This is a genomic window from Leminorella richardii (assembly GCF_900478135.1).
In the GTDB taxonomy this organism is placed as follows: Bacteria; Pseudomonadota; Gammaproteobacteria; order Enterobacterales; family Enterobacteriaceae; genus Leminorella; species Leminorella richardii.
Map to the genome: position 1 here is coordinate 156945 of NZ_LS483470.1, position 26882 is coordinate 183826.

General features: G+C 52.6%; 24 protein-coding genes and 1 tRNA gene. 12 read left to right on the forward strand and 13 right to left on the reverse strand.

Annotated features, from left to right (window positions below; translation table 11 throughout):
• Positions 1–53: 53 nt before the first annotated feature.
• The 6 genes from rfaC to gpmM all read right to left on the reverse strand — a co-directional run bounded on the left by rfaC (position 54) and on the right by gpmM (position 7202).
• The gene (gene rfaC, locus DQM29_RS00700; protein ID WP_111738849.1) at positions 54–1034 is read right to left on the reverse strand and encodes a lipopolysaccharide heptosyltransferase RfaC; all 981 of its coding nucleotides are present in this window, start codon (positions 1032–1034) and stop codon (positions 54–56) included.
• The gene (gene rfaF / locus DQM29_RS00705; protein WP_111738850.1) at positions 1035–2084 is read right to left on the reverse strand and encodes an ADP-heptose--LPS heptosyltransferase RfaF; all 1050 of its coding nucleotides are present in this window, start codon (positions 2082–2084) and stop codon (positions 1035–1037) included.
• 112 nt (positions 2085–2196) lie between these two features.
• The gene (gene rfaD / locus DQM29_RS00710) at positions 2197–3132 is read right to left on the reverse strand and encodes an ADP-glyceromanno-heptose 6-epimerase (RefSeq protein WP_111738851.1); all 936 of its coding nucleotides are present in this window, start codon (positions 3130–3132) and stop codon (positions 2197–2199) included.
• 201 nt (positions 3133–3333) lie between these two features.
• Complete coding sequence (locus DQM29_RS00715) at positions 3334–4314, reverse strand: divergent polysaccharide deacetylase family protein (RefSeq protein WP_111738852.1); 981 nt, start codon at positions 4312–4314, stop codon at positions 3334–3336.
• 2 nt (positions 4315–4316) lie between these two features.
• Positions 4317–5648, reverse strand: coding sequence for a murein hydrolase activator EnvC (gene envC, locus DQM29_RS00720; RefSeq protein WP_111738853.1), 1332 nt, complete (start codon positions 5646–5648; stop codon positions 4317–4319).
• A gap of 9 nt (positions 5649–5657) precedes the next feature.
• Positions 5658–7202, reverse strand: coding sequence for a 2,3-bisphosphoglycerate-independent phosphoglycerate mutase (gene gpmM / locus DQM29_RS00725; protein ID WP_111738854.1), 1545 nt, complete (start codon positions 7200–7202; stop codon positions 5658–5660).
• 316 nt (positions 7203–7518) lie between these two features.
• Here gpmM and DQM29_RS00730 point away from each other — a divergent pair, with 316 nt between their 5' ends.
• From DQM29_RS00730 to cysE, 4 genes are all read left to right on the forward strand, one after another.
• Entirely contained in the window at positions 7519–7950 is a 432-nt protein-coding gene (locus DQM29_RS00730) for a rhodanese-like domain-containing protein (protein ID WP_111738855.1), read from the forward strand.
• Positions 7951–8033: 83 nt separating this feature from the next.
• Complete coding sequence (secB, locus tag DQM29_RS00735) at positions 8034–8501, forward strand: protein-export chaperone SecB (protein ID WP_111738856.1); 468 nt, start codon at positions 8034–8036, stop codon at positions 8499–8501.
• A 16-nt stretch (positions 8502–8517) separates the two neighbouring features.
• Positions 8518–9516 (forward strand): NAD(P)H-dependent glycerol-3-phosphate dehydrogenase, encoded by a 999-nt coding sequence (gene gpsA, locus DQM29_RS00740; protein WP_111741951.1) that lies wholly within the window; start codon positions 8518–8520, stop codon positions 9514–9516.
• Between the two features lie 80 nt (positions 9517–9596).
• Complete coding sequence (cysE, locus tag DQM29_RS00745) at positions 9597–10415, forward strand: serine O-acetyltransferase (RefSeq protein WP_111738857.1); 819 nt, start codon at positions 9597–9599, stop codon at positions 10413–10415.
• 78 nt (positions 10416–10493) lie between these two features.
• On the opposite strand, the gene trmL is transcribed toward cysE, so the two are convergent.
• The 3 genes from trmL to cpxR all read right to left on the reverse strand — a co-directional run bounded on the left by trmL (position 10494) and on the right by cpxR (position 13106).
• Complete coding sequence (gene trmL / locus DQM29_RS00750) at positions 10494–10967, reverse strand: tRNA (uridine(34)/cytosine(34)/5-carboxymethylaminomethyluridine(34)-2'-O)-methyltransferase TrmL (RefSeq protein WP_111738858.1); 474 nt, start codon at positions 10965–10967, stop codon at positions 10494–10496.
• Positions 10968–11031: 64 nt separating this feature from the next.
• Positions 11032–12411: an envelope stress sensor histidine kinase CpxA gene (cpxA, locus tag DQM29_RS00755; RefSeq protein WP_111738859.1), complete on the reverse strand. Its 1380-nt coding sequence runs from the start codon at positions 12409–12411 to the stop codon at positions 11032–11034.
• Positions 12408–13106 (reverse strand): envelope stress response regulator transcription factor CpxR, encoded by a 699-nt coding sequence (gene cpxR / locus DQM29_RS00760; RefSeq protein WP_111738860.1) that lies wholly within the window; start codon positions 13104–13106, stop codon positions 12408–12410. Before cpxR ends, cpxA begins: the two co-directional genes overlap by 4 nt.
• Before the next feature lie 146 nt (positions 13107–13252).
• Here cpxR and cpxP point away from each other — a divergent pair, with 146 nt between their 5' ends.
• From cpxP to pfkA, 3 genes are all read left to right on the forward strand, one after another.
• Positions 13253–13777: a cell-envelope stress modulator CpxP gene (gene cpxP, locus DQM29_RS00765; RefSeq protein WP_111738861.1), complete on the forward strand. Its 525-nt coding sequence runs from the start codon at positions 13253–13255 to the stop codon at positions 13775–13777.
• Positions 13778–13942: 165 nt separating this feature from the next.
• Positions 13943–14839: a CDF family cation-efflux transporter FieF gene (fieF, locus tag DQM29_RS00770; RefSeq protein WP_111738862.1), complete on the forward strand. Its 897-nt coding sequence runs from the start codon at positions 13943–13945 to the stop codon at positions 14837–14839.
• A 313-nt stretch (positions 14840–15152) separates the two neighbouring features.
• Complete coding sequence (gene pfkA, locus DQM29_RS00775; RefSeq protein ID WP_111741952.1) at positions 15153–16115, forward strand: 6-phosphofructokinase; 963 nt, start codon at positions 15153–15155, stop codon at positions 16113–16115.
• Between the two features lie 81 nt (positions 16116–16196).
• Here the strand turns inward: pfkA and tpiA are convergent, their stop codons facing one another.
• The 3 genes from tpiA to fpr all read right to left on the reverse strand — a co-directional run bounded on the left by tpiA (position 16197) and on the right by fpr (position 18592).
• Entirely contained in the window at positions 16197–16967 is a 771-nt protein-coding gene (gene tpiA, locus DQM29_RS00780; protein WP_111738863.1) for a triose-phosphate isomerase, read from the reverse strand.
• 159 nt (positions 16968–17126) lie between these two features.
• Positions 17127–17777 carry a DUF1454 family protein gene (locus DQM29_RS00785; protein ID WP_111738864.1) on the reverse strand — a complete coding sequence of 217 codons (651 nt, stop codon included), beginning with the start codon at positions 17775–17777 and terminating at the stop codon, positions 17127–17129.
• Between the two features lie 68 nt (positions 17778–17845).
• Positions 17846–18592, reverse strand: a complete 747-nt coding sequence (gene fpr / locus DQM29_RS00790; RefSeq protein WP_111738865.1) for a ferredoxin--NADP(+) reductase — start codon at positions 18590–18592, stop codon at positions 17846–17848.
• Positions 18593–18778: 186 nt separating this feature from the next.
• Here fpr and DQM29_RS00795 point away from each other — a divergent pair.
• A tRNA-Pro gene (locus DQM29_RS00795) sits at positions 18779–18855 on the forward strand.
• Positions 18856–18909: 54 nt separating this feature from the next.
• On the opposite strand, the gene bcsG is transcribed toward DQM29_RS00795, so the two are convergent.
• Positions 18910–20562 carry a cellulose biosynthesis protein BcsG gene (gene bcsG / locus DQM29_RS00800; protein WP_111741953.1) on the reverse strand — a complete coding sequence of 551 codons (1653 nt, stop codon included), beginning with the start codon at positions 20560–20562 and terminating at the stop codon, positions 18910–18912.
• Between the two features lie 401 nt (positions 20563–20963).
• Here bcsG and bcsR point away from each other — a divergent pair, with 401 nt between their 5' ends.
• From bcsR to bcsB, 4 genes are read left to right on the forward strand one after another with little or no spacing between them, the layout of a single operon-like run.
• Positions 20964–21188: a BcsR/BcsP family cellulose biosynthesis protein gene (gene bcsR / locus DQM29_RS00805; protein WP_111738866.1), complete on the forward strand. Its 225-nt coding sequence runs from the start codon at positions 20964–20966 to the stop codon at positions 21186–21188.
• Positions 21185–21925 carry a cellulose biosynthesis protein BcsQ gene (bcsQ, locus tag DQM29_RS00810; protein WP_111738867.1) on the forward strand — a complete coding sequence of 247 codons (741 nt, stop codon included), beginning with the start codon at positions 21185–21187 and terminating at the stop codon, positions 21923–21925. Before bcsR ends, bcsQ begins: the two co-directional genes overlap by 4 nt.
• A gap of 2 nt (positions 21926–21927) precedes the next feature.
• Positions 21928–24549, forward strand: a complete 2622-nt coding sequence (bcsA, locus tag DQM29_RS00815) for a UDP-forming cellulose synthase catalytic subunit (protein WP_111738868.1) — start codon at positions 21928–21930, stop codon at positions 24547–24549.
• Positions 24546–26882, forward strand: a complete 2337-nt coding sequence (gene bcsB / locus DQM29_RS00820) for a cellulose biosynthesis cyclic di-GMP-binding regulatory protein BcsB (RefSeq protein ID WP_111738869.1) — start codon at positions 24546–24548, stop codon at positions 26880–26882. The genes bcsA and bcsB overlap by 4 nt, the downstream gene beginning before the upstream one ends.

The following is a 26882-nucleotide window of genomic DNA, read 5'->3' on the forward strand; positions in this document are numbered from 1 at the left end:
GATAATACCATACCTAGGTCACACTTTTTATTATTCCGGTGGTTTAGCTGCGGCTATCCGGCTTGATCGCACTGGAGCATCTGTAGCAGGCGATTTTTTACCGCATTGGCGCTCAGGGCATTAAGGTCATTACCGGGAGCGAGCATTTCGCTCTGGTTACTGCCGTAGCCGCCGATAAGCCCGGGGTCTGTTGGGCCGTACAGCGTCAGGTTTGGCCTTCCCAGTGCCGCCGTTAGGTGGCTGAGGCCAGTATCCACCGAGACGACTGCTTTGGCACCAGTGAGCACGTGCGCCACGTCTTCTAGCGTCAGCTTTGGCAGCACTTCGACGTGCTCACTGCCTTCGGCTAGCCGCAGAGCTCTTTCATGCTCGTGAGGTGAGCCCCAAGGCAGCTTAATCTTCAGGCCGGAATCTGCCATGCTGTTGATAAGCTCACGCCAGTGCTGCTCGGGCCAGTGCTTGTCGTCACGAGTTGTTGCGTGCAGAAAAACCAGATAGCGGTTGGCATCCTCAGGCGGCGCGCTTAGAAAGCGCTCGGCGATGGCAAAATCGCCCTCTTTTCCATCAAGGGAGTAGCCTAAGCTTAGGGCGAACAGCTGGCGAGTGCGCTCTACGGCATGCTGGTTTTTAGCAATGTAGTGCTTTACGTCAAAAAAGAAGCTGGCGAGAGGTTCTCGGGCGCTGCGGCGGTCTTGCCCGTGCTTAACGCCTCTGGCTTTGCGAGTCACCAGTAGTGCGCTTTTTATCAGCCCCTGAGCGTCGATAACCGCGTCATACTGCTGCTCTCTGAGTTGTGCGATAAACGACTGCCTTTCTTTACGCGTCTCGGAGTGAAACCAGGACTTGCGCCAGCGACGGATAGCTACCGGGAGCACACTGTCAACTGCGCTGTGCCAGGTAGGGATTTGGGCAAATCCCTCTTCGACAACCCAGTCAAAGCGAATGCCGGGAATAGCCCGCTGGGCATCAGTCAGCGCTGGGAGAGTGTGCAGGACGTCTCCCATTGAGGACGTTTTGACAACAAGCACTCGCATTTATTTGACTTCTCCCTTACTCAGCAACGCGGTCAGCTCTTCAAGCACCCGCTGAGGCTGAATGTCTATCAGGCTTTGGTGATATCCCTGATCGGCATCGCCTTTTCGTACTTTGTGATAGCCGCTTATCAGCCGAATAACGCGGGCGGAATGAGACAGCGGAGGGGTAAAGTCGGGGCTGCTGGGGCCGTAGAGAGCAACCAGTGGCCTGTTCAGCGCAGCGGCGACGTGCATTAACCCCGAATCATTGGTCACGATGGCGCAGCATCCTGCAATTAGCGTAACGGCCTGCTCTAGCTGAGTTTCTCCAGCAAGATTATGGCAGTGTTCACGCTGAGTATCTGTCAGCGCCAGGCGAATTTCCTCACCGGCCTCTCGGTCTTTGGCTGAACCGAAAAGAACAATTTGATAGCCCATCTCAATCAGGCTGCTAGCCAGCGTAGCATAGTGGTAGTGAGGCCATCGCTTGGCTGGGCCAAACTCGGCGCCGGGGCAAAACCCGATAGTTTGCCGGTCAGTGTGCAGGTGAAACGCTTCCTGTGCCTGTTGTGCTTCGCCGGGCTCAACGCGCAGCTGTGGCCACAGAATCGGCTGAGGGAGATCTTCTGCCCGGCGAATGCGCTGACTGTCATAGGCGAGCGCGACGTAGCGCTGCACCATCAGCGGAAAGGCTGCTTTGTCTAGCGTTCGTACATCGTTGAGCAGGCCGTAACGCATCTCGCCGCGCCAGCCGGTGCGACAAGGTATTTTGGCAAAAAAGGGGACTAGCGCTGACTTGAGCGAGTTAGGCAAGACGATGGCCTGTTGGTAGCCGCTGTCGCGCAGCCGTTTGCCCAGCTGGTAGCGTTCACCAATCGCTAATGCTCCGTGCCCGAGCGGCATGGGGATTGCCTGACTGACTTCCGGCATGCGAGTCAGCAGAGGGCGGCACCAGGCGGGAGCCATTACGTCGATATCAATCTCGGGATTTTCCGCCTTCAGCGTTCGGTAAAGGCTTTGAGACATCATCATGTCTCCTACCCAAGAAGGGCCAATAATCAGCGTTTTCATGCGTTTTCCCACAGATCCGGAAAGGCTCAAAGGCCTTGGTGGCGTTAAAGCAAAAGCCCGAAAAAGAGGCATTTCGGGCTATTGCGTCTGGCCTGTTTTGTGCCGGTTGCGCTTAGGCGTTGTCTTTGTTTAGCCACGCCATATATTCAGCGACGCCTTCGGCAACGGTTTTGAACGGCAGGTCGTAGCCAGTGGCTTTTAGTTTGGTTAAGTCCGCCTGAGTATAGGACTGGTAGCGCCCTTTCAAGTGCTCAGGGAAGGGGATGTATTCGACCTGGCCTTTCTTATGATAGGCCAGAACGGCGTCAGCTACTGCCTGGAAGGATTCAGCGCGGCCGGTTCCACAGTTAAAGATGCCCGATGCGCCGTTTTTCCAGAACCACAGGTTCATTTGCGCGACGTCGCCGACATAGATAAAGTCGCGGCGGAAGCCTTCGCTGCCTGCGAACAGCTTGGGATTTTCTCCCTTACCGATCTGGTTGTTCAGGTGGAAGGCCACGCTTGCCATGCTGCCCTTGTGGTTCTCTCTTGGGCCATACACGTTAAAGTAGCGGAAGCCACAAACCTGAGATTCTGCGTGCGGCAGGATCTGGCGGACGTACTGGTCGAATAGAAACTTGGAGTAACCGTAGACGTTAAGCGGCTGTTCGAACTGCCGGTCTTCAATAAAGTTGTCGCTGCGACCGCCGTAAGTGGCAGCAGAAGAGGCGTACAGGAAAGGGATCTGGCGATCCAGACAGTAGTGAAGCAGGTCTTTGGAGTACTGATAGTTATTGTCCATCATGTACTTACCGTCCCACTCGGTGGTGGCGGAGCAGGCACCCTCGTGGAAAATGGCGTCAATGTCACCCATATCGTCATCGGCGATGATATGGCCAAGAAACTCTTCTTTGTCCATGTAGTCAGCGATATCCAGATCCACCAGATTAGCGAACTTGGTGCCGTCTTTCAGGTTATCTACCACCAAAATATCCTGATAGCCGGTCTGGTTTAATGCCTTGATAATGTTGCTGCCGATAAATCCGGCACCGCCCGTTACGATAATCATTGTTCCACCGTCCGTCCCCGAAGGGTTCGTTGTCTAATGCCGCTGGGTGATGGGCATTGTCAGGTATTGCAGAAAACGCTGTATCTCTTGAACGCTTTCCGCGCGATTTGTCTGTTTGGAAATGTAAAGCGCCGAGGAAATCCCCTTCGTTACTGAGGGGTAAATAGTAACTTAGCCGTCAGCTTTGTTCAATTCAGCGAGTCAGCGTGCACGCTGGCTGCCCACGGACTGGCTTGATTCGGTTGGCTGCGCACTATGAGCGAAAGCGCTCTGGCAGTAGCCAATATAGGCATCTAGCGAGAGCGCTGCAGGCGAGTCACCGAGAGCGGCTCTTACCGTTTTATAGGCCATTGGCGCCAGTCCGTGCTGAGTGCTCAGCGCCGTGGAGCAGCGCTGAATGCCGTTTAATTGAAACAGCGGTTTCTGTGCCGTATCGGGTTCAACGTGCGTTTTAGCAGACGGCAGCAGGGCACTGACGGAAACCAGCTTCACGTTAGCGGGAAGCTGTGGCAGCATTTGCTGCAGTACGCGGACAGTCGACGGGTGAGGATGGCCAATAGCTATGGCGGAACCATTTTTCTGCGCCATTTTCACTGCCAGCAAAAATTGCCTGCGCACTGCGGCTTCGCTCTGGTCGTCGTCGAGAAATACCTTTCTTTTAACCACCTGAACCGAAGTGCCTTCTGCAGCCAGCGTCGCTTTACTGCTGCCGATCGTCATGCTATCGAGAAAGTAGAGTTGGTAGTGGCTAAGCGTTTTCATCACTCGACGCATGGCGTCAAGGTCAGAGGTCATGGCGCTGCCCATGTGGTTATTCATGCCCTTGGCGTGAGGAACGTTGTGAATAGCCTGCGCGATAATCCTACGGATTTCTTCTATCTCCATAGTTGGGCGCAGAGTATCCCTCTCCAGAGGCTGCTTACTGATGGGAGCCATTGGCATATGGATCAGAATTTCGTTTCCGTGCTGATAGGCCTTTTGCGCCATTTCCCGCGACAGGGGGGCATTGGGCAGAATAGCGACGGAAATGGCTGGGGATAGCTTTAACACCTGCTCTTCATTGCTTTTTCGATAGCCGAAATCGTCGATAACTATCGCTAGTCTCGCCGGTGCGGCAAGAGCGTTTAGACAAGAAAACAGCAAAGCGCTGAGCAGCAGAGGGCGGGTAAGACGTTTAAACATGGTTATTTTCCCAGCCAGGGGCGCGGATCGACGGCTTTACCCTGTCGACGAATTTCAAAGTAGAGTGAAGGTTGCCCCTGACCGCCGCTGGTACCAACCAGAGCGACGGGCTGCCCGGCTTTCACCTGACTACCGACGCTGACCAGAGCGCTTTGGTTATAGCCGTATAGGCTCATGTCGCTTTTACCGTGTTCGACCACCACAACCAGACCGTAGCCCTGTAGCCAGTCAGCTAGAAGAACCCTGCCGTCGGCAATGGCGCGAACTTCACTACCTTCCGGCGCGTTGATAACGATACCTTTCCAGCGTAGTTCTCCCTGCAAGGTTTCGCCAAAGCTGTGGCTTACGCGACCGTTAACCGGCCACAGCGCTTGGCCTGCCGGCCTGCCGAGCCCACCGGTACGCGCCATAAGGGAGCGCTCTTCTTCTGTAGGCTTATACGTGGAACCTGATTTTTGCGCCTGCTGCTGTTTAGCACGCAGTTTTTCTGCTTCCCGCTGTTCGCGTTCGGCACGGGCTTTGGCCTCACGCTCAGCTTTAGCAATTTGATCGCGCAGGCGGGTTTCATTTTTTTTCAGTTCAGCGAGCTTTTGCTGATCGGCCTGAATGGAAGCGTCGAGAGCGCTGAGGGTCTTTTTGCGCTCCTGTCGGGCGCTTTCCAGCTTTTCCTGCTGGCTTTTCTGTTCACCTAGCAGGTTTTTTTGTTCGGTTTGTTTCAACTGAAGCCGACTTTTTTCCTGAGCCAGATCGGTTTGCGTCTCTTTCAGCTGATTGATGGTTTTCTGACGTGATTCGTTAAGATAGCCGTAATAGGCCAGAATGCGTTCGCTGCGCTGGCTCTCTTCACTTTCGAGAACGAGCTCAAGCTCTGAGCTTTTTCCCAAGCGAAAGGCGGCATCAAGCTGTTTAGCGAGGCGGTCTTGCTGTTCGTTTTGCTGCTTTTGCAGCCGTTTGATATTGGCGTTCAGGGTACCGATGTCACCAGTCAGCGTTTTTAATGCTCCCTGTGTTTTACGCAGACCCAGACTAGACTGCGCGATGGTTTTTTCCTGCTCTTGTAGCTGAGCCTGAAGGCCTTCTCGCTGCTTCTGCTGGGCTTTAACGTTCTTCTCTTTTTCTGCGATATCTTGCAGAACGCTGTCTAGCTGCTGTTTATTGTCTTCGGCGTGAAGCGACGGGGAGAAGAGCAGTGCGCCTGCATAAATCACGCTGGCGCACAGGAGTGATAAGCCGTATCGGTTGGCCGATGTATGCAGGGCAGATAACGTTCTTGCTGGCTGCACAATCGACCTCCTGACGGTAGATAAATAGTAGGTGAAAATCGTTCCCTTCATGGAAAGGAATTATTTCACGATGAACAGAGGCTTGCCAGTCATCTCTTTTGGAATTTCCATCCCCATTAGGCTAAGCATGGTGGGGGCCAAATCAGAGAGCTTGCCGCCGCTGACCGCTTCAGCATGCTTGCCGACATAGATTAGCGGAACCGGCAGGCTGGTATGGGCGGTGTGCGCCTGACCGGTTTGCGGGTCGCGCATCTGCTCTGCGTTGCCGTGGTCAGCGGTCACCAGCAGTTGACCGTCAACACGCTTCACTGCGTCAACAACTTGACCGATGCAGTTGTCCAGCGTTTCGATAGCCTTAACCGCTGCGTCATAAACGCCGGTATGACCAACCATGTCACCGTTAGGATAGTTACAGATGATGGCGTCATACTTACCGCTTTCAATCGCAGCGACCAGTTTCTCTGTCAGCTCGGCAGAGCTCATTTCTGGCTGGAGGTCGTAGGTGGCGACTTTCGGTGAATTAACCAGAATGCGGTCTTCACCGGTAAACGGCTGCTCTACACCACCATTATAGAAGAAAGTCACATGGGCGTACTTTTCAGTTTCTGAAATGCGCAGCTGCGTTTTGTCATGCTTCATCAGCCACTCGCCAAAGGTGTTGTTCAGCGATTCTGGCGGGTAGGCACAGTGGGCTTTGATGTCCGCGGCGTATTCAGTCAGCATTACGAAGTCGCCGAAGTGAATGACGCGGTTGCGCTTAAAGCCGTCGAATTCCGGATTAATGAACGTGCGGGTAATTTGGCGGGCGCGGTCGGCGCGGAAGTTCATAAAAATCATCACGTCGCCGTCCTGCATAGCGGCTGACGGCTCACCGGCTTTTTGTATCACCGTTGGTTTAACAAACTCGTCGTTTTCATCGCGGGCATAGGCTGACTGCAGTGCAGATACTGCATCGTCAGATGTGAATTCGCCCTTGGCGTCGACCATTAGGTCATAGGCTAACTGAACGCGATCCCAGCGGTTGTCGCGATCCATGGCGTAGTAGCGACCGATGACAGAGGCAATGCGCCCGTTGCCCAGTTCAGCAAATTTTTCAGTGAATCGTTTCAGTGTTGATTCCGCACTACGGGGTGGGGTGTCGCGACCGTCCAGAAACGCATGGAGGTAAACGGCTTTTGCGCCGCGTTGGGCTGCCAGTTCAACCATGGCTAGGATGTGGTCTTCGTGGCTGTGAACGCCGCCAGGGGACATCAGACCCATAATGTGAAGTGCTTTACCGGCAGTGACGGCTTTGTCCACCGCAGAGGTGAGGACGGCATTGGTAAAAAAGTCACCGTCTTTAATTTCTTTGTCCAGACGGGTCAGGTCCTGATAAACGATGCGACCGGCGCCTAGGTTAACGTGACCCACTTCGGAGTTGCCCATCTGCCCGTCAGGCAGGCCGACGTCGAGGCCGGAGGCTGCGATAAGCGAATGGGGATAGTTTTGCCATAGGGCGTCCATCACAGGCCTTTTCGCGTTGACTATAGCGTTGTCCTGCTTCTCTTCCCGATAGCCGTAGCCGTCAAGGATGACGAGAACCAGCGGTTTTTTTGTGCTCGACATGCAAGTAACCTCGTAATAAGTGATAAAACGTGAACTTTCCCGTTTTATACCATATTGGGAAATCGGTGGTAACGATAACTGTTATAGACAGTCTGCCAATTTTACTCCATCGGAAGGAGATTCAGCGTAAAAATCGCAGACGGGAGGCTTTTTTTGCACTTTTTCAGTACGTGTGGCCAACAACTCTTGATAGAATTTCTAGAGATATGCCGTATTTTCTACACTACGATAGGGGATTTGGGCTGTATTTGACGTTCGGCGCAGGTATACTCCATAACCTTAGAGATTAATCCCAAACAGCGAGTCGTTATTCTCCATGGAACAAGTTATGCAATTTGTCAGTAGCCACCCCGTTCTGAGCTTCGGATGGCTTGGTCTACTGATTGCCGTTATTTACACCACGTTCAAAGGCGCTACGTCAAAAGTCAAAGACATCGGAAACACCGAGCTGACTCGCCTAATCAATAGTGAAGAAGCGGTGGTTGTAGACACCCGCACTATCGATGATTTCCGTAAAGGCCACATCGTTGGTGCCATCAACCTAACGCCAACTGATATCAAAAACGGGACGCTGGCCGTGTTGGACAAGCATAAAGAGCGCCCGGTTGTCGTTCTGTGCGCTAACGGCACAGCTTCCAAGGCACCGGCGGAAGCGCTGGTCAAAGAAGGCTTCTCTCAGGTTTATACGCTCAAAAACGGCCTGTCCGGATGGACGGGTGAAAACCTGCCTCTGGTTCGGGGCAAATAGCGCGTTGACACATTTCGTCAGCCGTTTTGGCGTGGCTCGCAAAGCGGCGCAGTAAAGGACATCTAACTTAAAGGTAATTTCTTATGTCAGAACAAAGCAATCCAGATATGAGCTTCCAGATTCAGCGTATTTATACCAAGGATATCTCCTTCGAAGCGCCCGGCGCGCCGCTGATTTTCCAAAAAGAGTGGGAGCCAGAGGTCAAACTGGATCTGGATACGGCGTCTAGCCAACTGGCAGAAGACGTTTATGAAGTCGTACTGCGCGTGACGGTAACGGCGATGCTGGGAGAAGAAACGGCATTTTTATGTGAAGTGCAGCAGGCGGGCATTTTCAACGTGACCGGCCTTGACGGCTCCCAAATGGCGCACTGCGTAGGCGCATACTGCCCGAACATTCTTTTCCCTTATGCGCGTGAGTGCATCACTAGCCTTGTTTCTCGCGGCACCTTCCCGCAGCTGAATCTGGCTCCGGTCAACTTTGATGCGCTGTTCATGAACTACCTGCAACAGCAGGCGGAATCAGAACAGTCTGAATCTCAGGAAGCCTAATGTGAACAGTGTCGATATGTCGGTTATCGGTGCCGGATCCTACGGCACTGCGCTGGCCATTACGCTAGCGCGAAATGGCCACTCAGTAGTCCTGTGGGGGCACGATCCCAGCCATATCGAACTGCTGCAAAAAGAGCGAAAGAATCAGGCTTTTCTACCGGATGTCCCATTTCCGGACAGTCTGCAGCTGGAGAGCGATCTCCAGCGCGCAATTGGTGCCAGCCGCGATATTCTCGTGGTGGTGCCGAGCCACGTTTTTGGTGACGTGCTGCGTCAGATTAAGCCGTTTCTCCGACCCGATGCCCGTATCGTATGGGCAACAAAAGGGCTGGAAGCAGAAACCGGTCGCCTGCTGCAGGATGTTGCCCGCGAGGCGTTAGGTAACGACATCCCTTTAGCGGTGATTTCTGGACCTACGTTTGCCAAAGAGCTGGCTGCCGGACTGCCAACAGCGATCACCGTTTCCTCACCCGATCCTCATTTTATTGAAGACCTGCAAAAGCTGCTGCACTGCGGGAAGAGCTTTCGTGCATATGGTAACCCTGACTTTATTGGCGTTCAGCTTGGCGGAGCCGTCAAGAACGTGATTGCGATTGGGGCAGGAATGTCAGACGGCATTGGCTTTGGTGCCAATGCGCGTACGGCGCTGATCACTCGGGGTCTAGCGGAAATGAGTCGCCTCGGGGCGGCGCTGGGGGCAGAGCCTGCGACCTTTATGGGGATGGCTGGGCTAGGCGATCTGGTGCTGACCTGTACCGACAATCAGTCTCGCAACCGTCGATTTGGCATGATGCTGGGAGCCGGTAAGTCGGTGTCTGAAGCACAGGCTCAGATTGGCCAAGTGGTTGAGGGATACCGAAACACAAAAGAAGTGTGGATGCTGGCTCAGCGCTACGGCGTTGAAATGCCCATTACCGAGCAGATCTATCAGGTTCTTTACGCGGGTAAAGACGCCCGCGAAGCGGCACTTTCTCTACTCGGCAGAACGAGCCGGGATGAACAAATAGCGCTCTAGATCGCGCGTTGATTTGAGCCGTTTATCTCTTTTACTTATCTTCATCTGTTGTTTGCAGAGGTGTTGTCAGGAGCTGAAAGATGTCATCAGAGTCAATGCAGGTTTGGCGAGAAATTAAGCTGGAAGCGCGTAAACTGGTCGAGTGTGAGCCTATCCTCGCCAGCTTCTTTCATTCGACGCTGCTTAACCACGAGTATCTGGGTAACGCCCTTAGCTATATTCTTGCTAACAAGCTGGCCAGCGCGACGATGCCAGCCATCTCTGTTAGAGAAATCATTGAAGATGCCATCAGGTCAGACGACAATATTGCAGAGTGCGCGGCGCGCGACATTCTGGCTGTGCGGCAGCGAGATCCTGCCGTTGACAAATATTCAACGCCTTTGCTTTATCTAAAAGGCTTCCACGCGCTACAGGCCTATCGCGTTGGGCACTGGCTGTGGAATCAGAACCGTAAAGCACTGGCAATCTACTTGCAAAATCAGGTGTCTGTGGTATTCGGCGTTGATATTCACCCTGCGGCTCGTATTGGTCACGGCATCATGCTTGACCATGCCACCGGTATTGTTATTGGTGAAACGGCCGTTGTTGAAAACGACGTTTCTATCCTCCAGTCAGTCACGCTGGGGGGAACCGGTAAAGAGGGTGGCGATCGCCATCCGAAGATCCGAGAAGGGGTGATGATTGGCGCAGGTGCAAAAATTTTAGGCAATATCGAAGTTGGGCACGGCGCAAAGATTGGCGCAGGCTCGGTCGTTTTGCAGCCCGTCCCCCCATGTACGACGGTAGCTGGCGTACCGGCAAAAATTGTCGGGCGCTCTGGCTGCGACAAGCCATCGATGGAAATGGACCAAAATTTTAACGGTGAGAAAAGCGAGTTAGATCTTACTGTTGATGACTAAATCGCGAATTTGCATCCGCTAATTTCTTTCCGATCGGGCCGGTTTTTACCGGCCTGAATTATTTTTAATGATTCTTTACTACTCTCTCAGCAGGGCGCCCTGATAGTCCAGCTGGCGCCAGGCTTCATACACGACAACCGATACCGCATTTGACAGATTCATGCTGCGGCTGTCTCCCTGCATGGGAATACGTATCTTCTGTTCTTTAGGCAGCGCATCCAGAATTGCTGCGGGTAGACCCCGGGTTTCCGGTCCAAACAGCAGATAGTCACCTGGGTGATAGGCGACAGCGCTGTGAGCCGGTGTGCCCTTTGTCGTTAGGGCAAACAGGCGCTCGGGTTGTTCACTCTCAATAAACGCCTGATAGTTTTTGTAGCGTCTGACAGCGGTGAATTCGTGATAGTCGAGCCCTGCGCGGCGCAGACGCTTATCGTCCCAGGTAAAGCCTAAAGGCTCTATCAGGTGAAGCTTAAAACCAGTGTTTGCGCATAGGCGGATGATGTTGCCCGTATTCGGTGGAATTTCGGGCTCATATAAGACGATGTTTAACATATGCCTCCAGATCAGAGAGAGGCGCAGAATAGCAGAAAATGATTGTGAGCTGAATGACGGAACGTCAGCGCACGTAAACCGGCAGCCAGATCGTCAGGCGCAGCCCGCCGAGTGGGCTTTTATCTGCTTTGGCCCATCCGCCGTGCTGGCTAATCGCTGACTCCACAATAGCAAGCCCTAGGCCAGAGCCGCCGGAGTTGCGGTCGCGAGCTTCGTCAGTGCGGTAGAAGGGACGGAATATTTGCTCTCGGTCTTCTTCTGCAACGCCGGGGCCGTCATCATCAACGTGGATTTCGATGCCCTTGTCGTCACAGTGGAACGTCACAACGATGTGGTCATGGCAGTAGCGGAACGCGTTTCTGATAACGTTTTCCAGCGCACTGTCGAGAGCCGCGCGATTGCCAAAGATGGGCCAAGGACCAGGAGGCGAGGCTATTTCCAGCTTTTTCCCCGTGTGCTCGGCCTCAAAGGTGGCATTGTCTAGCACGTCAGCCCAAAGGTCATTGGCCAGCATGCGCTCTCGGGATATCTCGCTCTTGTACTGGTTGCGAGACAGGGCGAGCAGGTGGTTAATCATGTGATCTAGCCGCTGCGCTTCAGTTTCTATTCTGAGTAGCTCTTTTGATTCGCCGTGGCGACGCCGCATAAGTGCGGTAGCCAACTGTAGGCGTGTGAGCGGCGTGCGTAATTCGTGAGAAATATCGGATATCAGCCTCTGCTGAGCTTTTACCATACGGTCGAGGCCTGTCACCATTTGGTTAAAGCTAGCGCCTGCGGCGCGAAATTCCAGGGGGCCAAATTCAAGCTCGGGCGACTCCTTCAGGTTTCCTCGGGCAACTTCGTCGGCTGCGCGCTTTAGCTTGCGTGCTGGTTTGGCAAGGCTCCAGGCCAGCCAGAGCAGAAGAGGAATACTGATAACCATAGTGACCGCCAGCAGAAGCAGAGGGCGGTCAAACAGCAGGTTGATAAAGTCTGACTGAGCGCTGTTGGCAGGGCGAACCAGATACAGCTGATAGTGCTCCTCCCTATCGCGTACCGAAAAAGGGCCGACCATTTCCATCAGGCCGTACTTTTTCTTCATGGGGTAGTCGGAGTTATCGGCTTGGCCGATAAAGTTGCGCACCATCTGCATTTCATTGCGCTTTAAAACACCAACGATGCGGCCTTCGCTGGTAACCAGCAGCATTCGCTGGCCGGGAGGAGACCATTTTTCAATGGACTGCAACAGCCTGCGCCACCACATTAAATCGCTGTTTGGCGTACTGGCTAACTCTGCTTCTACATGCTGTTCTAGCATGGTTCCCTGACGGCGCTCGCTATCGAGAACTGGCGCCAGCTGACGCGAGTCAAGCTTAGGCACCATCAGAACGACCATCATCACCAGAGTTAGCGTTAGCCAGAAAATAGCGAAAATGCGGGTTGTCAGGCTGTTGAAGGTTATCATGTTGCGGTGACCATCAGATATCCACGGCCACGTAGGGTTTTAAACCAGGGAAGCCCGTCGTGGCGATTGGGAAGCTTACGACGAAGGTTGGAGATGTGCATATCAATAGCGCGATCGAACGGCGTCAGTCGCTTGCCCAGCACTTCCTGACTCAGATATTCACGAGAAACCACCTGACCGAGGCGCTGAGCCAGCAGGTAGAGCAGCGTAAATTCTGTCCCGGTCAGCTCGAGAGTATGTCCATCAAAGCTGGCTTCTTGGCGGCCAGGGTTCAGGCGTAGCCGATCGACCTGTAGCGTATTGCTGGCGGTTTCGGGTTCTTGTTGCTGTTCAGTCCAGTTAGAACGGCGCAGAATCGCGCGAATGCGAGCGATAAGCTCGCGGTCGTTAAAGGGCTTAGGCAGATAGTCATCGGCACCCAGTTCTAACCCCAGCACGCGATCGAGTTCGCTTCCGCGCGCTGTCAGCATAATGACCGGCGTTTGATAATTTTGGCGCAGCTCTTTTAGTGTGTCGATACCGTTTTTCTTCGGCATCATAATGTCCAGCAATAAAAGGTCGATAGAGTTGTCCAGCATGCTGATTGCCTGTTCGCCGTCATAGGCAACAACAACTTCGAATCCTTCCAGTTCGAGCAGTTCTTCTAATAATGAAGTGATTTCACGATCGTCATCAACAAGCAATATTTTACTCATAGCGTTTCCTCCGAAAGCAAAATTACTTGAATAAGTGGCGTTATTCCATGACTTTACACACATTTACAAGCACTGACGCTAGTTTTCATCCACACAAGTAAACTCTCTTACATCGGTTCGAGACGATGATGTTTGTGGAGACGATGATGCATAAAGTGAACCTGCTAATTATGGCATCAATGCTGGCATTAAGTACATCCAGCGCGTTAGCCGCAGAGACAAAAAGTGTAGAACCTGCCGATGGTTCGCAGCAATTCACTAGAGCGGCTTCGATAAGCGGAAGTGATGTACTGAAAGATCGCATGATGCAGCAGCGTGGAATGTTTGAAGGGCTGGAACTTTCAGCCAAGCAGCGCCAGCAAATGCGCGATCTGATACGGCAAAACTATCATGACGCGATGCCAAAGATGTATCTGGATAACGTTGAAGCGATGCATTCGCTGATTATCTCAGACAGCTTTGACGAGGCAGCGGCCTTTAAACAGGCTGAATTGATTGCACAGGCTCAGGCCGAAAGGCAAGTTGCCTTAGCGAAAGTCGGTCACCAGTTTTATAGTCTGCTGACGCCGGAACAGAAGGATGTGTTTAATCAGAGACACGCCGAGAAAGTTGCCAGGCTGCAGCAGAAGTTAGACGAAATGCGGAAGTATGAAGATCCCCAACCCCAGTAGTGTATGTAGTCGTGTATGTAGTCGTATGTAGTTCCTATGATGTATGTTTTTCCTTGCCTTAGACACCATCCATGTCTTCCCCACCTTGTGTGGGGTTTTTTTTGTCTGCAAAATACGATGTGGCTTATACTAACGCATTGATCAAGTGTTGATGAGGGAAGCAGCGTGAGCGATCGGTATGGGCACTGGGTGAAAACGGCGGCGACCTGCGCTGCGGCGACGGCGTCAGTGCTGTTGCTTATAAAAATAGTAGCCTGGTGGATAAGCGGCTCCGTTAGCCTGTTGGCTGGGCTGGTTGATTCACTGGTCGACATTGCTGCCTCTTTGACTAACCTGTTTGTTGTGCGCTATGCCTTACAGCCTGCCGATGAAGATCATACTTTCGGCCACGGCAAGGCGGAGTCTTTGGCCGCTTTGGCGCAGAGTATGTTTATCAGCGGCTCTGCCATTTTCCTCTTTCTGACTGGATTTCAACATCTTCTCAATCCACAGCCGATTAAGGCAGCGGGAGTCGGCATAGCTGTTACGGTGGTTTCGCTGATTTGTACGTCGTGTTTAGTTCTGTTTCAACGCTGGGTGGTGCAGAAAACGCGCAGTCAGGCAATCAGTGCCGATATGCTGCACTACAAGTCAGATATTTTTATGAACGCGGCGATCTTGGTTGCACTGGGCTTGAGCGCCTATGGTTTCTTAATGGCCGACGCTCTCTTTGCGCTGGCGATAGGTGGCTATATTTTATACAGTGCGCTACGTATGGCCTATGACGCGGTGCAAACCCTGCTTGACCGCGCGCTGCCGGACGGTGAACGCGAAGAGATCATGAGCATTGTTCTCTCCTGGCCGGGGATCCTCGGGGCACACGATCTGAGAACGAGGCAGTCTGGACCAACGCGCTTTATCCAGCTGCACGTTGAAATGGAGGATGACCTCCCGCTTCTTGAAGCGCACCAGATTGCAGATCGGGTTGAGCAGGACCTGCTGCGGCGTTTTCCGAACTCAGAGGTTATCATTCACCAGGATCCCCATTCTGTTGTGCCTGTTGATGTGATGAAGAAGCCCTGAGGCGTAGCTTCTACCCCATGATTAAAAACTATTTTTGCGTAGCGAAAAAATAGTCATTTTATTGCTGTAAATTGTGACGCTTTTTGGCTTAAACTGAATCAATTCAGCCTATTTGGTTTGCTATACTGAAATATCGGCGCGCACTGAACCGGTTGACGTAAAAATTGACACACCGCAGCAGAAGCGGGTTACCCTACAAATCCCGCTGACTTACTGCGACTGTAAAGCCAGGTCTGCCAGCTTTATCGCAACGTCTGACAAGGCCTGCCATAAACGATATCTCAAAAATAACATCCTTATTTCAGAGGTGGTCATGATCAAAAGAATTGGCGTTTTAACAAGCGGGGGCGATGCTCCGGGGATGAATGCGGCTATTCGCGGCGTAGTTCGTGCGGCACTGTCGCAGGGGCTGGAAGTTTTTGGTATCTACGATGGCTACCAGGGGCTGTGTGAGGATCGCATGGAGCAGCTCGATCGCTATAGCGTTTCTGACGTGATCAACCGTGGAGGTACGTTCTTAGGCTCCGTTCGCTACCCTGAATTCAAAGATCCGGCTGTGCGCGAAAAGGGCGTTAATAACCTAAAGAAAAGGAATATTGACGCGCTGGTGGTTATTGGCGGTGACGGCTCCTATATGGGCGCCAAGCTGTTAACCGAGAGCGGCATTGCCTGTATTGGCCTGCCGGGAACGATCGATAACGACGTTGCCGGTACTGACTACACCATCGGATTTTTTACCGCGCTGCAAACCGTTGTGGAAGCCATTGACCGCCTGCGCGATACTTCATCGTCTCACCAGCGGATCTCTATTGTTGAGGTAATGGGGCGACACTGCGGCGACCTGACGATGGCAGCGGCGATTGCCGGCGGCTGTGAATTTATCGTGCTGCCTGAAATTGAGTTTAAGCCAGACGATCTGGTGGAAGAGATTATGGCGGGCATCAGTAAAGGCAAGAAGCACGCAATTGTGGCGATTACTGAACACGTTTGCGATATTGCCGAGCTGGCGAGATACATTCAGGAAAAAACCCACCGCGATACGCGCGCAACCGTTTTAGGTCACATCCAACGCGGTGGCTCACCGGTGGCTTATGACCGAATTTTGGCATCCCGTATGGGAGCCTATGCCATCGATCTGCTGCTGCAGGGGTACGGCGGGCGCTGCGTCGGTATTCAGAATGAGAAGATGGTGCACCACGACATTATTGACGCTATCGAGAACATGAAGCGTCCGTTTAAGAGCGACTGGCTGAAGACTGCGAAAGAGCTGTACTAATATCCAGGCTGTTATTCATCAATAATGCATAAATAAAAACGCCCGGTGCGATAAACACCGGGCGTTTTTCAATATACTCTTTTACTTCGCTTTTTTAGCTTCAGCAGCGGCTTTCACGATAACTGCGAACGCGTCAGCTTTCAGTGAAGCTCCGCCAACCAGCGCGCCGTCGATGTCTGGCTGTGAGAACAGCTCAGCGGCATTGGCTGCGTTCACTGAACCGCCGTATTGAATGATGATCCCAGCGGCGACCTGTGCATCGTGTTTTGCAATGTGATCGCGAATGAACTTGTGTACAGCCTGCGCCTGTGCGGGAGTTGCTGACTTGCCTGTGCCGATTGCCCAAACAGGCTCATAGGCGATAACGGTATTTTCCATCGCTTTGACGCCCAGCGTTTTTAATACGGCGTCGATCTGCCTAGCGCATACCGCTTCTGTTTGGCCTGCTTCATTTTCTGCTTCGGTTTCACCGATGCACAGCACAGGAACAAGTCCGGCTTCTTTAACAATGGCGAACTTCTCAGCAATACGCTCGTCGCTTTCTTTGTGGTAGGTGCGGCGTTCGGAGTGGCCGATGATGATGTATTTGGCACCAACGTCTTTCAGCATGTTGGCCGACGTTTCTCCGGTAAACGCGCCGGATAGGTTAACGTCAACGTTTTGTGCACCCAGCATAATGCGGCCGCCAGCCAGCTCGTGCTTGGCCAGATCCAGATAGATAAACGGTGGTGCAATCGCGACGTCGCAGCCGTCAACGCTGCTGAGCTCGTGACGAAGGCCTGCTATCAGCTCGTTGACCATGTGTCTGCTGCCGTTGAGCTTCCAGTTTCCCATAACTAGTGGATGACGCATATTTTTTCTCCAATCGTGTTCTATGGTGATAGCGTTGAATGCCGCGGCGTTATTAAACGCAGATCGCGACAGAGATGGCTTGGTTCATAGTATAGAGTGACCAAGTCAAGAAGGCTTGGCTTTTTGTTCCACTCTGTGAGCCATTTAGACTTTATTGCGCTATTTGTCAGATAGCGACAGCTTAATCGGTTCAAGTGCGAATGTTATACCCTTTTCGCCGCTGTCCGCTACGACAAAACGGAGTGTCCCCTCTGTTTGCTGATAAAACGGTTCGCCTTTGCCTTTTTTCAGCAGTTCAAGCGCCTTTTTGCGGCAGGCCTGCGGAGTTTGTGTGGGTTCAAAGATAAGAATGAAGGCGGCCATGTAGCTGGTCATTAGTTCGGCGGCGGCTTTCTCTCTTTTGGCTGCGCTTTCTGCCGTTTCCGGCACTGAAATGGGCATGGCTGAAGGAAGATAAGTAAGCTGTAGGCTCTTTATCCTACGCTGGCTTTTTTCCAATGCGGCAGAAGTATAAAGCGTTTCATTAATGCGGCCAGCAGCGCGCAGCAGCGGAGATTTCTCTTCCCGAGGCATGATTATTTTATACTCTTCTAACGCCATCTGAGGGTTATCGGCGTTGAATTTTTCGCGAAACTGCTGGATCGTCAGGTTAAAGGCGGGGGCGTCTTCTCGTAGATAGGGAGCCATAGACTGCTCTGACTGTCCAATGCGCAGGGCGGCTGCCGGTTCTTCTGCAGCTAGGGATAACGATGCTGTACTGAACGAGATGGCTAAAAGAAAAAACCGTAACGCTGCCGTTTTCTTCAACATGTGATTTTCCTGATGATTGACTACAGCGTCGCGCACTATCGCGACGCTTTGCTAAATAGAGAATCTGTTTACCAATACTGCTCACTGGTAATGTGGCCCGGCTTGCGGCGCAGGTGCTTTGACATGGCTCTTTGCTGTTTGAGCAGCTGTTGCGTGTCTTTGGTCATTTCGGGGTTGCCGCACAGCATGACGTGGCTGCTGTCAGGGCTGATTTTCAGGCCAACGCTGTTTTCAAGTTCACCGCTTTCAATCAGCGCAGGGATCCGACCGCGCAGCGACCCTTCAGCCGATTCACGGCTGACGACTGTTTGGAGGCGAAGCTTTCCGCCATAGCGCTTTTCCAGCTCCTGCATTTGGGGCAGATAGCTGAGGTCGCGCTGATAGCGAACTGCGTGCACGAGCACAATGTTGTTAAAGCGATCGAGATCTTCGCCCAGTTGCAGAATAGAAAGAAAAGGGCCAAGCGCAGTACCGGTGGACAGCATCCAAAGCGTATCGGCAGAAGGCACTTCTTCCAGCACGAAAAATCCTGCGGCCTCTGCTGTGATTAGCACATTGTCGCCTTCTTTAAGGGCGTGAAGCTTAGGGCTTAGCTTGCCTTCAGGAACCGTGACCAGATAGAACTCTAGGTCGGGACTGGTGGGTGAGTTAACGTAGGAATAAGCGCGCTGCACGCGCTCGCCGCCGACGTCTAGCGCCAGCTTGGCAAACTGCCCGGCGGTAAACGCATGTACGGGGGCGTTAATTTTCAGACTGAATAAACTGTCCGTCCAGTTGTTGACGTTGACGACTTTGCCGGTAACCCAATCCGCCATGAATATCTCCTCACGGTGCAGCTGCCTCAATCGATTGAAGGCGTAACGATACAATACGTTTAGAATACCACTTATTTTCTCCGAGCTTGAGCGATTTCAGCCGCCAGCCCTTGAGCAAACAGACAATTTCATGCCGACAGGGCATTGACGAGCAATAAAAGCAGCAGTAACATTCGGCCAACTTGACGGCGAGTAGCGCAGCCTGGTAGCGCAACACGTTCGGGACGTGTGGGTCGGAGGTTCAAATCCTCTCTCGCCGACCAAATAAAGAATCCCCGGTGTACTTCTGTACTCCGGGGATTTCGCTTTTTAAGCCGCTACTGTGGGTAAGGGATCCAGTTAGCGCCATTGAGGCGAATGTAGTATTTATCCTGATATTTCATAACCACAGTATTGGACGTTTCCGAGACTGAGGGCGTTTGGGGCAGGTCCTTCGTCAGGCTCTGCCAGTCAATCTGCTCTGCCTCGAACAGCTTACCGTCAAGAGTGCGGTTAACCAGTTCTGAAACAGCCAGATAGCTGCTTGGTTGTGAAACGTGAAGCGGCTGACCGGCAGAGGGCGCCTTTTCCCCGATCAGGCGAATGCCCATGGGAACGTGGGTAATACTCGGACTGGGGATATCGCGAAGGCCGGACACCTGCATTTTGTCGCCAACCAGCGCCGCTCCGTGTTCAGGGACAATAACCACCATAATTTTTCTGCCAGACTTATCCAGCTCGTCAAGAAACGCGTCGAGGTCGTCAAACAGATCCTGTAGCTTTTGTTTGTACTCGACGGGCTTGTTTGTTGTGGTGCTGCGGTTACCGTCGTGAAGCTCAATGGTGTTATAGAACGTGGCTGTTCTCGGCGAGCTGTCTTTCTGGCGAGCCTCAAGCCACGCGCTTAGCATACCGAGATCGCTGTAGACAGGCTCTCCGTCAAAGGCAACCAGCTCTGGCTTTACGTTTCCTGGCGGAAGCGGCTGTGCCTGTATGCCGGCATACTCTCTAAGCTCTTGCAGGTAGTTGCCGAACTTGCCTGAGTGATCCATGACGAGATCGTTTTTAAAGCCAAGCGCTTCGAGATTATTAAACAGGTAGCATTGTCTTTCCGCTGAGCTATACAGCGCTGAGTGAGTGGGTTGGCCGCAGCTGGCTCTAGCCAGGCGAATGGCTGCCGGGCCGCTATAAGACGTTGCTGAATTGAAGTCGTCGAAAACGAGGTTCATCTTCTTCCAGAGAGGATGATCTGCCAGGCCAGAGGCCTGCATGTCTGACCATGAGAGTGAACAGATATTGATAATCAGCAGGTCGAAAGGAACGGCGTCAGCGGGCAGGGCGGTTGGAAAGGCTGTGGATAGGCCTTTCTGCTGCTGAACGAAAGCGTCGTAGTAAGCTGACAGATTCTGCTCTGTCGGCGGGCCGGACATGTCTAACCCGTTTGAGCTTTGAGCTGTACCAGAGGCCGCGCCATTCGTCGGGGTTGAAGTTTGTGTTGTTGAGGCGGTTGGTAACAAAGAAACGGCTGGGCCGTCCAGCGTGATAACGTTTAGCCAGACCAGAGCGGCGACGATAAACGGCGTAAAGCGCAGCCACTGAGAGGCAAACAGATAGCCAACCCACAGCGCGAAGGCCGCGCCAATCCAGCTCCAGTTGATAAAGCGCTGTAGGAATTCCAGCATGTAGCTCAGGCTCATATCCGTTGCCTGACTGCGCAGAGTCACAATGCTATCCAGACCGGGAAGCCAGGTATCGTGATAAAACAGCCCTAGGCCGACGGGAATGGCGACTACATTACGCAGCGTTCTGAGCCACCCGGTCGGAAGTGGGAATAGCACGGCTGCGGCAAAAACCAGATTTGCGAGCGGATGAAAATTGAGATACCCACCCCAGAGGAGAGCAAATTTGACCAGAAAATAGTAGTTCCACCCGCGAAGCCCTTGCCAGTTTTTCCATACTCCACCTTCGGCAGGTGCAGGTACAGGGGACATATTTTCACTTTTCATCATATTTATTTCAGTTATCCACAATAATCATTTTTATTTTGGTCAATAACATCATGTATTAAAGCATAGCTTGATTATTATTGTTGATGGAGCTATCTCGCTAAATAATGTTAAATTGCGACGAGAGTATTAAATAATTCCCTCGCACATTTTTTTGTATATGTTTTAAATCGAGATTCCGTTTTTTGTTCGTTGGATCTCTGATAATATGCTAGCACAATCTGGCAGTTAGAAAATGTTATTTCTTTTTGACCTTCCTGAGTTCCTTATTGCCAATAAAAGGCGAAAATCTATTTGGCTTAGGGGGTTACGTTTTACCTGTTAAGAGCAAAATTCTTGTTATCGTCTACACTACATAAAGTGGCTTAACCGATTGAGTTGTAAACATGAGCGACGAAATTACGGACACTGGCAAAGGCCAACAGGGATGGAGTTTTACACGAGGAGCGTTAACTTCTGGCGGCGACAGCGGCGATATTGCTGCTGTGGTTGAGGCCTATCATCTTTCTTCTGTTGACTACCGAGACTTCTCCAGCGCCAGCGCACGGGCGTCTGCGCTATCGCATTGGCCTTTGTTGGCTGAATTGAATAACAAAAAGGCCGCGATATGACAAAATTTGTCGCCGTTGACGGTATTCGCGGAGGATGTGGGGCAACGTCTGTATGCGCTTCCCTAGCCTGGGCTCTCGCTCAGCGCGGGCAGAAAGTATTAGCGCTGGATTTTAGTGTCTCCAATTTGTTGCGGCTCTATTTTAATCATTCATGGAATGATAGTGAGGGATGGGTTTTAGGCTTTATTCAATCAGGGCAAATAGCGCCAATAAGCTACACATCAAAAATAGACTATTTACCTTTCGGATTATTAAATGAAGAGCAGCGTTTGGTTTTAGAAAAGAGACTAAATGTTCAAAATAATGAGTCAGATAATAATAAAAAAAATGCGCTTTCTTTATTTAAAAATCTGAACCATGACTGGGTGCTTATAGACACCTCCTCCACTCTTTTGTCATTGAAAGCGTTAGCTTATTCACTGGCGGATTTTTCTATTTCTTTACTCAATCCCGATCCGGCCTGTGCGACATTGATAAAACAAAATGCGTCACAAAGCGGTCGCTATTTTCTGATAAATCGGTTTTCTCCCACATTTTCTCTTCAACAGGACGTTTATCGCCTTTGGCGCAGTGATTTGGATAACCTGATCCCCGTGGTGCTTCATGCCGACGAAGCGATGTCAGAGTCGCTGGCGGTAAAAAAAACTCTGGGTGAGTATCTGCCGGGCAGTATGGTCGCGCATGACGTTGACACGCTAAGCGAGTGGTGTCTGTCGTTGGATCGCGGGGTTCGCTAGACATGCGTCCGCTAAAAACTACTCTCGGCGCTGTTATTCCTACGGCTCCTCTGAAGGCCGCTGCCGAACGGTATGATGCCTATCGCCGTTCGGGAAGCTGGCCGCTGACTGCTCTGCTGTACTGCGCCGGCTATGTGTTGATGTGGTGCATTTTTTGCTTTGAGTCACCAGCCTGGCAGCGGGTTAGTCAGCGAAGTGCAGCGCTGTTTCCTCAGGTCTCTTCCGATCGGCCGCGCGCAGCGGATGTCGTTCGCTATGCGGTTCAGAGCGCCTGGCTTATCGCTGTTCGGCAGCAGGCGTCGCCCTCTTTTCTGTTGCTGCGCCGCTGTGGCAACTATTTACGCCTGCAGTACCTTCACCATCACGGCCAGATAACTCAGTGGCTTCACCACTTGCCGGAATTAGCCCGAAGAAGAAAGTGGGAGTCCCGCTCGGAAGAGCAGCTGGAGTCGCTGCACCCTACCTTGCGCAAGTGCGTGTTTATCTTTTTCAGCCTGCTGGCCGCCGTGCTGGCTATTATCTGTATTTCCCAGCCGTTCGATCTGTTTGCGCAGTTTATTTTCGTCCTGCTGCTGTGGGGGATTGCGATGGTGATGCGGCGCATTCCCGGCCGTTTTGCCTCCCTGATGCTGATCGTCCTGTCTTTGACAGTGTCCTCTCGCTATATCTGGTGGCGCTATACGTCAACCCTCAATTGGGACGACCCCTTTAGCCTAGTTTGCGGTCTGCTTTTGCTGATGGCGGAGACCTATGCCTGGGTTGTGCTGGTGCTGGGCTTTTTCCAAACCATTTGGCCGCTTCACCGTAAGCCTGTACCGCTGCCGCAGGATCTTGAACAGTGGCCGAGTGTGGACATCATGGTGCCTACTTACAACGAAGGCCTGAACGTGGTGAAGCCCACGATTTACGCCGCGTTAGGTATCGATTGGCCAGAGGATCGGCGGACTATCTACATTCTTGATGACGGTAATCGACCCGAGTTCCGAGCCTTTGCCGAAGAGGTCGGCGTTGAGTACATTGCACGTCCGACTCACGAACACGCCAAGGCGGGCAATATTAACCACGCTCTGAAACAGGCCAAGGGTGAGTTTGTCGCCATTTTTGACTGTGACCACGTGCCCACTCGCTCTTTCCTACAGCTCACGATGGGCTGGTTTTTTAAAGACAAAAAGCTGGCGATGCTGCAAACGCCGCACCACTTTTTCTCTCCCGATCCCTTCGAGCGTAACCTTGGTTCTTTTCGGCACACGCCTAACGAAGGCTCACTGTTTTACGGTCTGGTACAGGACGGTAATGACATGTGGGACGCGACCTTTTTCTGCGGCTCCTGCGCCATCATCAAGCGCACTGCGCTAGATGAGGTTGGCGGCATTGCGGTAGAAACCGTAACTGAAGATGCGCACACCTCTTTACGCCTGCACCGCGCAGGCCACACTTCGGCCTATATTCGCATTCCGCTGGCGGCAGGTTTGGCGACGGAAACCCTGTCTGCGCATATCAGCCAGCGCATTCGCTGGGCGCGAGGCATGGTGCAGATCTTCCGGCTGGATAACCCGCTGCTCGGTAAGGGGCTCAAGCTTAGCCAGCGGCTTTGCTACGTTAACGCTATGCTGCACTTTCTGTCGGGGATCCCTCGTCTTATCTTCCTGACCGCGCCGTTGGCCTTTTTGTTCTTCCATGCCTACATCATTTTCGCCCCGGCGTTGGCGATAGCTCTGTATGTGCTGCCGCATATGATCCACGCCAGCTTGACCAACTCACGACTGCAGGGGAAATTCCGCCATTCGTTCTGGAGTGAAATCTATGAAACAGTGCTGGCATGGTATATCGCTCGGCCAACAACAGTAGCCCTGTTTAACCCCCACAAGGGCAAATTTAACGTCACGGCTAAAGGGGGCCTGGTAGAGAACAGTTACGTCGACTGGGTCATCTCTCGCCCCTATTTTATTCTGGTTGTTCTGAATATCGCTGGTCTGGTTGCCGCCGCCTGGCGGATCCACAGCGGTGCTGAAAACGAAATTCCTACCGTGTTGGTTAGCGCCGCGTGGGTAACCTATAACCTGATTGTTTTAGGAGGGGCGGTGGCGGTTTCTGTTGAAACCAAGCAGGTTCGCCACTCTCACCGTATTGAAATCTCCATGCCTGCTGCCATTGCTCGAGAAGACGGGCGGCTGTTCCCCTGTACGCTGCGAGACTATTCCGATGCGGGCGTAGGGCTTGAAATGCTACAGCCCGATTTGGTCAAGAAAGGGGAAAGGCTGGTGCTGATACTCAAACGTGGTACACAGGAATTCGCTTTTCCCTGTGAAGTGATGAGGGCGTTCAACAACACGGTTGGGATCCAGCTTCATCTGGAGACCACCCAGCAGCATATTGATTTTATGCAGTGCACCTTTGCCCGAGCGGACACATGGGCTCTATGGCAAAACAGCGTACCCGAAGATAAACCGATGAGCAGTATGCGTGACGTGTTGATGCTCGGTCTTCGCGGCTATCAAAAAATGCTCGAATATTCACCACCTTTCCTATACTCAATTTTGGGACGGATGGCGACGGTTATCGTTTGGTTAACGTCGTTTTTGCCCCAGCGTGTTAGGCAGCCAAAAGAAGCGGCACCAATATGAAAATAGAAAAATTAACAGTAAAACGCAGTAGCCTGAAAGGACGCCAGCTATTGGGCATGGCGATGCTAAGTTTGGCAGGTGCGGTTTATGCCGCGCCGACCGATATGCCGACTACGCCTGTTGCACAGTCAGAAGAGGCAGTGGTTGCCCCTGAAGCAGTCGCTGGCGTAACAAACGATCGGTCTCAGGCCCCGGTTCGTAATGATACGCTGTCGTTTAAAACGCTGGCGCCAGAAGGTAGCATGGTGCTTAGAGGGATCCAAAATACATCGCAGATGACCTTTACGGTGCGCAGTGATGAAGTGGTTTCTCAGGCGGTGCTCAATCTGGACTATACGGTTTCTCCCGCGCTGCTGCCTTTGGTGTCTCATATCAAGATCTATCTTAACGACGAGCTGATGGGCATCGTGCCTGTTAATCAGGAGTCTCCCGGAAAGCGCGGGACGATGACACTGCCGCTTAATGCGCAATTTATCAGCGACTTTAACCGGCTTCGCCTAGAGCTGGTGGGGCACTATAAAGACGTCTGTGAAGATCCAACCCACAGCAGTATCTGGATTGATATCAGTAAAGGCAGCTCGGTTGCCCTGACTTACCAAAAGCTGGCGGTGAATAACGATCTGTCCCGCTTTCCTGAACCGTTTTATGACAGCCGCGATTTCCGCCCGCTGACGCTGCCGATTGTGTTTGGCGCTGAGCCGGATATCGAGCAGCAGCAGGCTGCGGCGATCCTGACTTCGTGGTTTGGCACTCGGGCACAGTGGCGCGGTCAGAATTTCCCCGTGCTGTTTAACCAACTGCCGGAAAGCAACGCGGTTGTTTTTGCTACCAACGATCGCCGTCCTGACTTTCTGAAAGACTACCCCGCTGTTTCCGCACCGACGGTAGAAATGATCTCTCATCCGGACAATCCTTACGTCAAGCTGCTGCTGGTTTTAGGGCGTGACGATAAGGATTTGCTGCTTGCGGCACAGGGCATCGCGCAGGGGGAACCGCTGTTTCGCGGCCAGAGCGTGACCATTGACGACGTTAAACAGCTGGCGCCACGTAAGCCTTACGATGCGCCAAACTGGGTGAATACCGATCGCCCTGTCAGATTAGGGGAGCTGACCTCATACGCAGAGCAGCTCAGCGTCTCCGGCGGGCGTTTGTCACCGATCGACTTAGATATGCGGCTGCCGCCTGACCTGTTTTTATTGCGCAGTCAGGGCGTTACGCTGGATCTGAAATACCGCTATACGCCACCCGCGTTCGTTGATGATTCGCGCCTGAACGTCAGTCTGAACGGCCGTTTTTTACAGGCATTTCCTCTGAAGCCTTATGAAGATAAAAGCCTACAGGTGATGCACATTCCGGTTATTCAAGGGCTGCTGAACACGGGAGAAGAGGTGTTTATTCCCGCTTTCCAGCTGGGAGGCAACAACCGCCTGCGCTTTGATTTTGACTTCGTTTCCAACATAGGTGCCAGCACGGTAGACGTTTGCCGCACCATGACACCGGTAAAACACGAAGCCACCATTGACGATAACTCAACCGTCGACTTCTCAGGCTATCGTCACTATTTGGCTATGCCCGAGCTGAAGGCGTTTTCCCAGTCTGGTTTTCCCTTTAGTCGGATGGCGGATCTATCCGATACGCTGATCGTGATGCCCGAGAAGCCCAGTGCGTCCCAGCTCACCCTGCTGTACAACGTATTAGGACAGATGGGCTCGGAAATTGGCTACCCTGCGCTGGGGATGACCATGACCAATAGCCCAGATGCTAAACAGTATGCAGACAAAGACGTACTGCTGATTGGCGCGCTGCCGAAGTCCATCGAGCCGGAGAAGAGTGCTGAAATTCTTATCGATCGGGTAAAAAGCCAGCTGAATCGCCCAGAAAGAAATCGGCTGGATATTCGTGCCGACGATATCAATAAAAAGCCCACAGAGCCTACACCTCAGGCCAGTGCATCGGTAAGTTCGGAAGGCGCCATTGGCGCAGTGACCGGATTCCAGTCCCCCTATAACGAACAGCGCAGCGTTGTAGCTCTGATGGCCAGCGGTGAAAGCGGCTATCAGCTGCTGGACGACGCGTGGCGAGACAGCGGCAAGCGGGCGGCCATGGTGGGATCGCTGGCGATTGTACGCGACTCTGGGGTTAACAGTCTGCGGGTTGGCGATACCTACTATGTCGGGTATTTGCCGTGGTGGGACAAGCTTTGGTATCGGCTGTCCAACCATCCGATCCTGATGGCGGTTGGCGCGGCGCTGAGCGTGATATTGATAGCCATCATGCTGTGGCGCGGTCTGCGCATTATCAGCCGCCGTCGTCTGTCTGGCAGTGAAAAATAG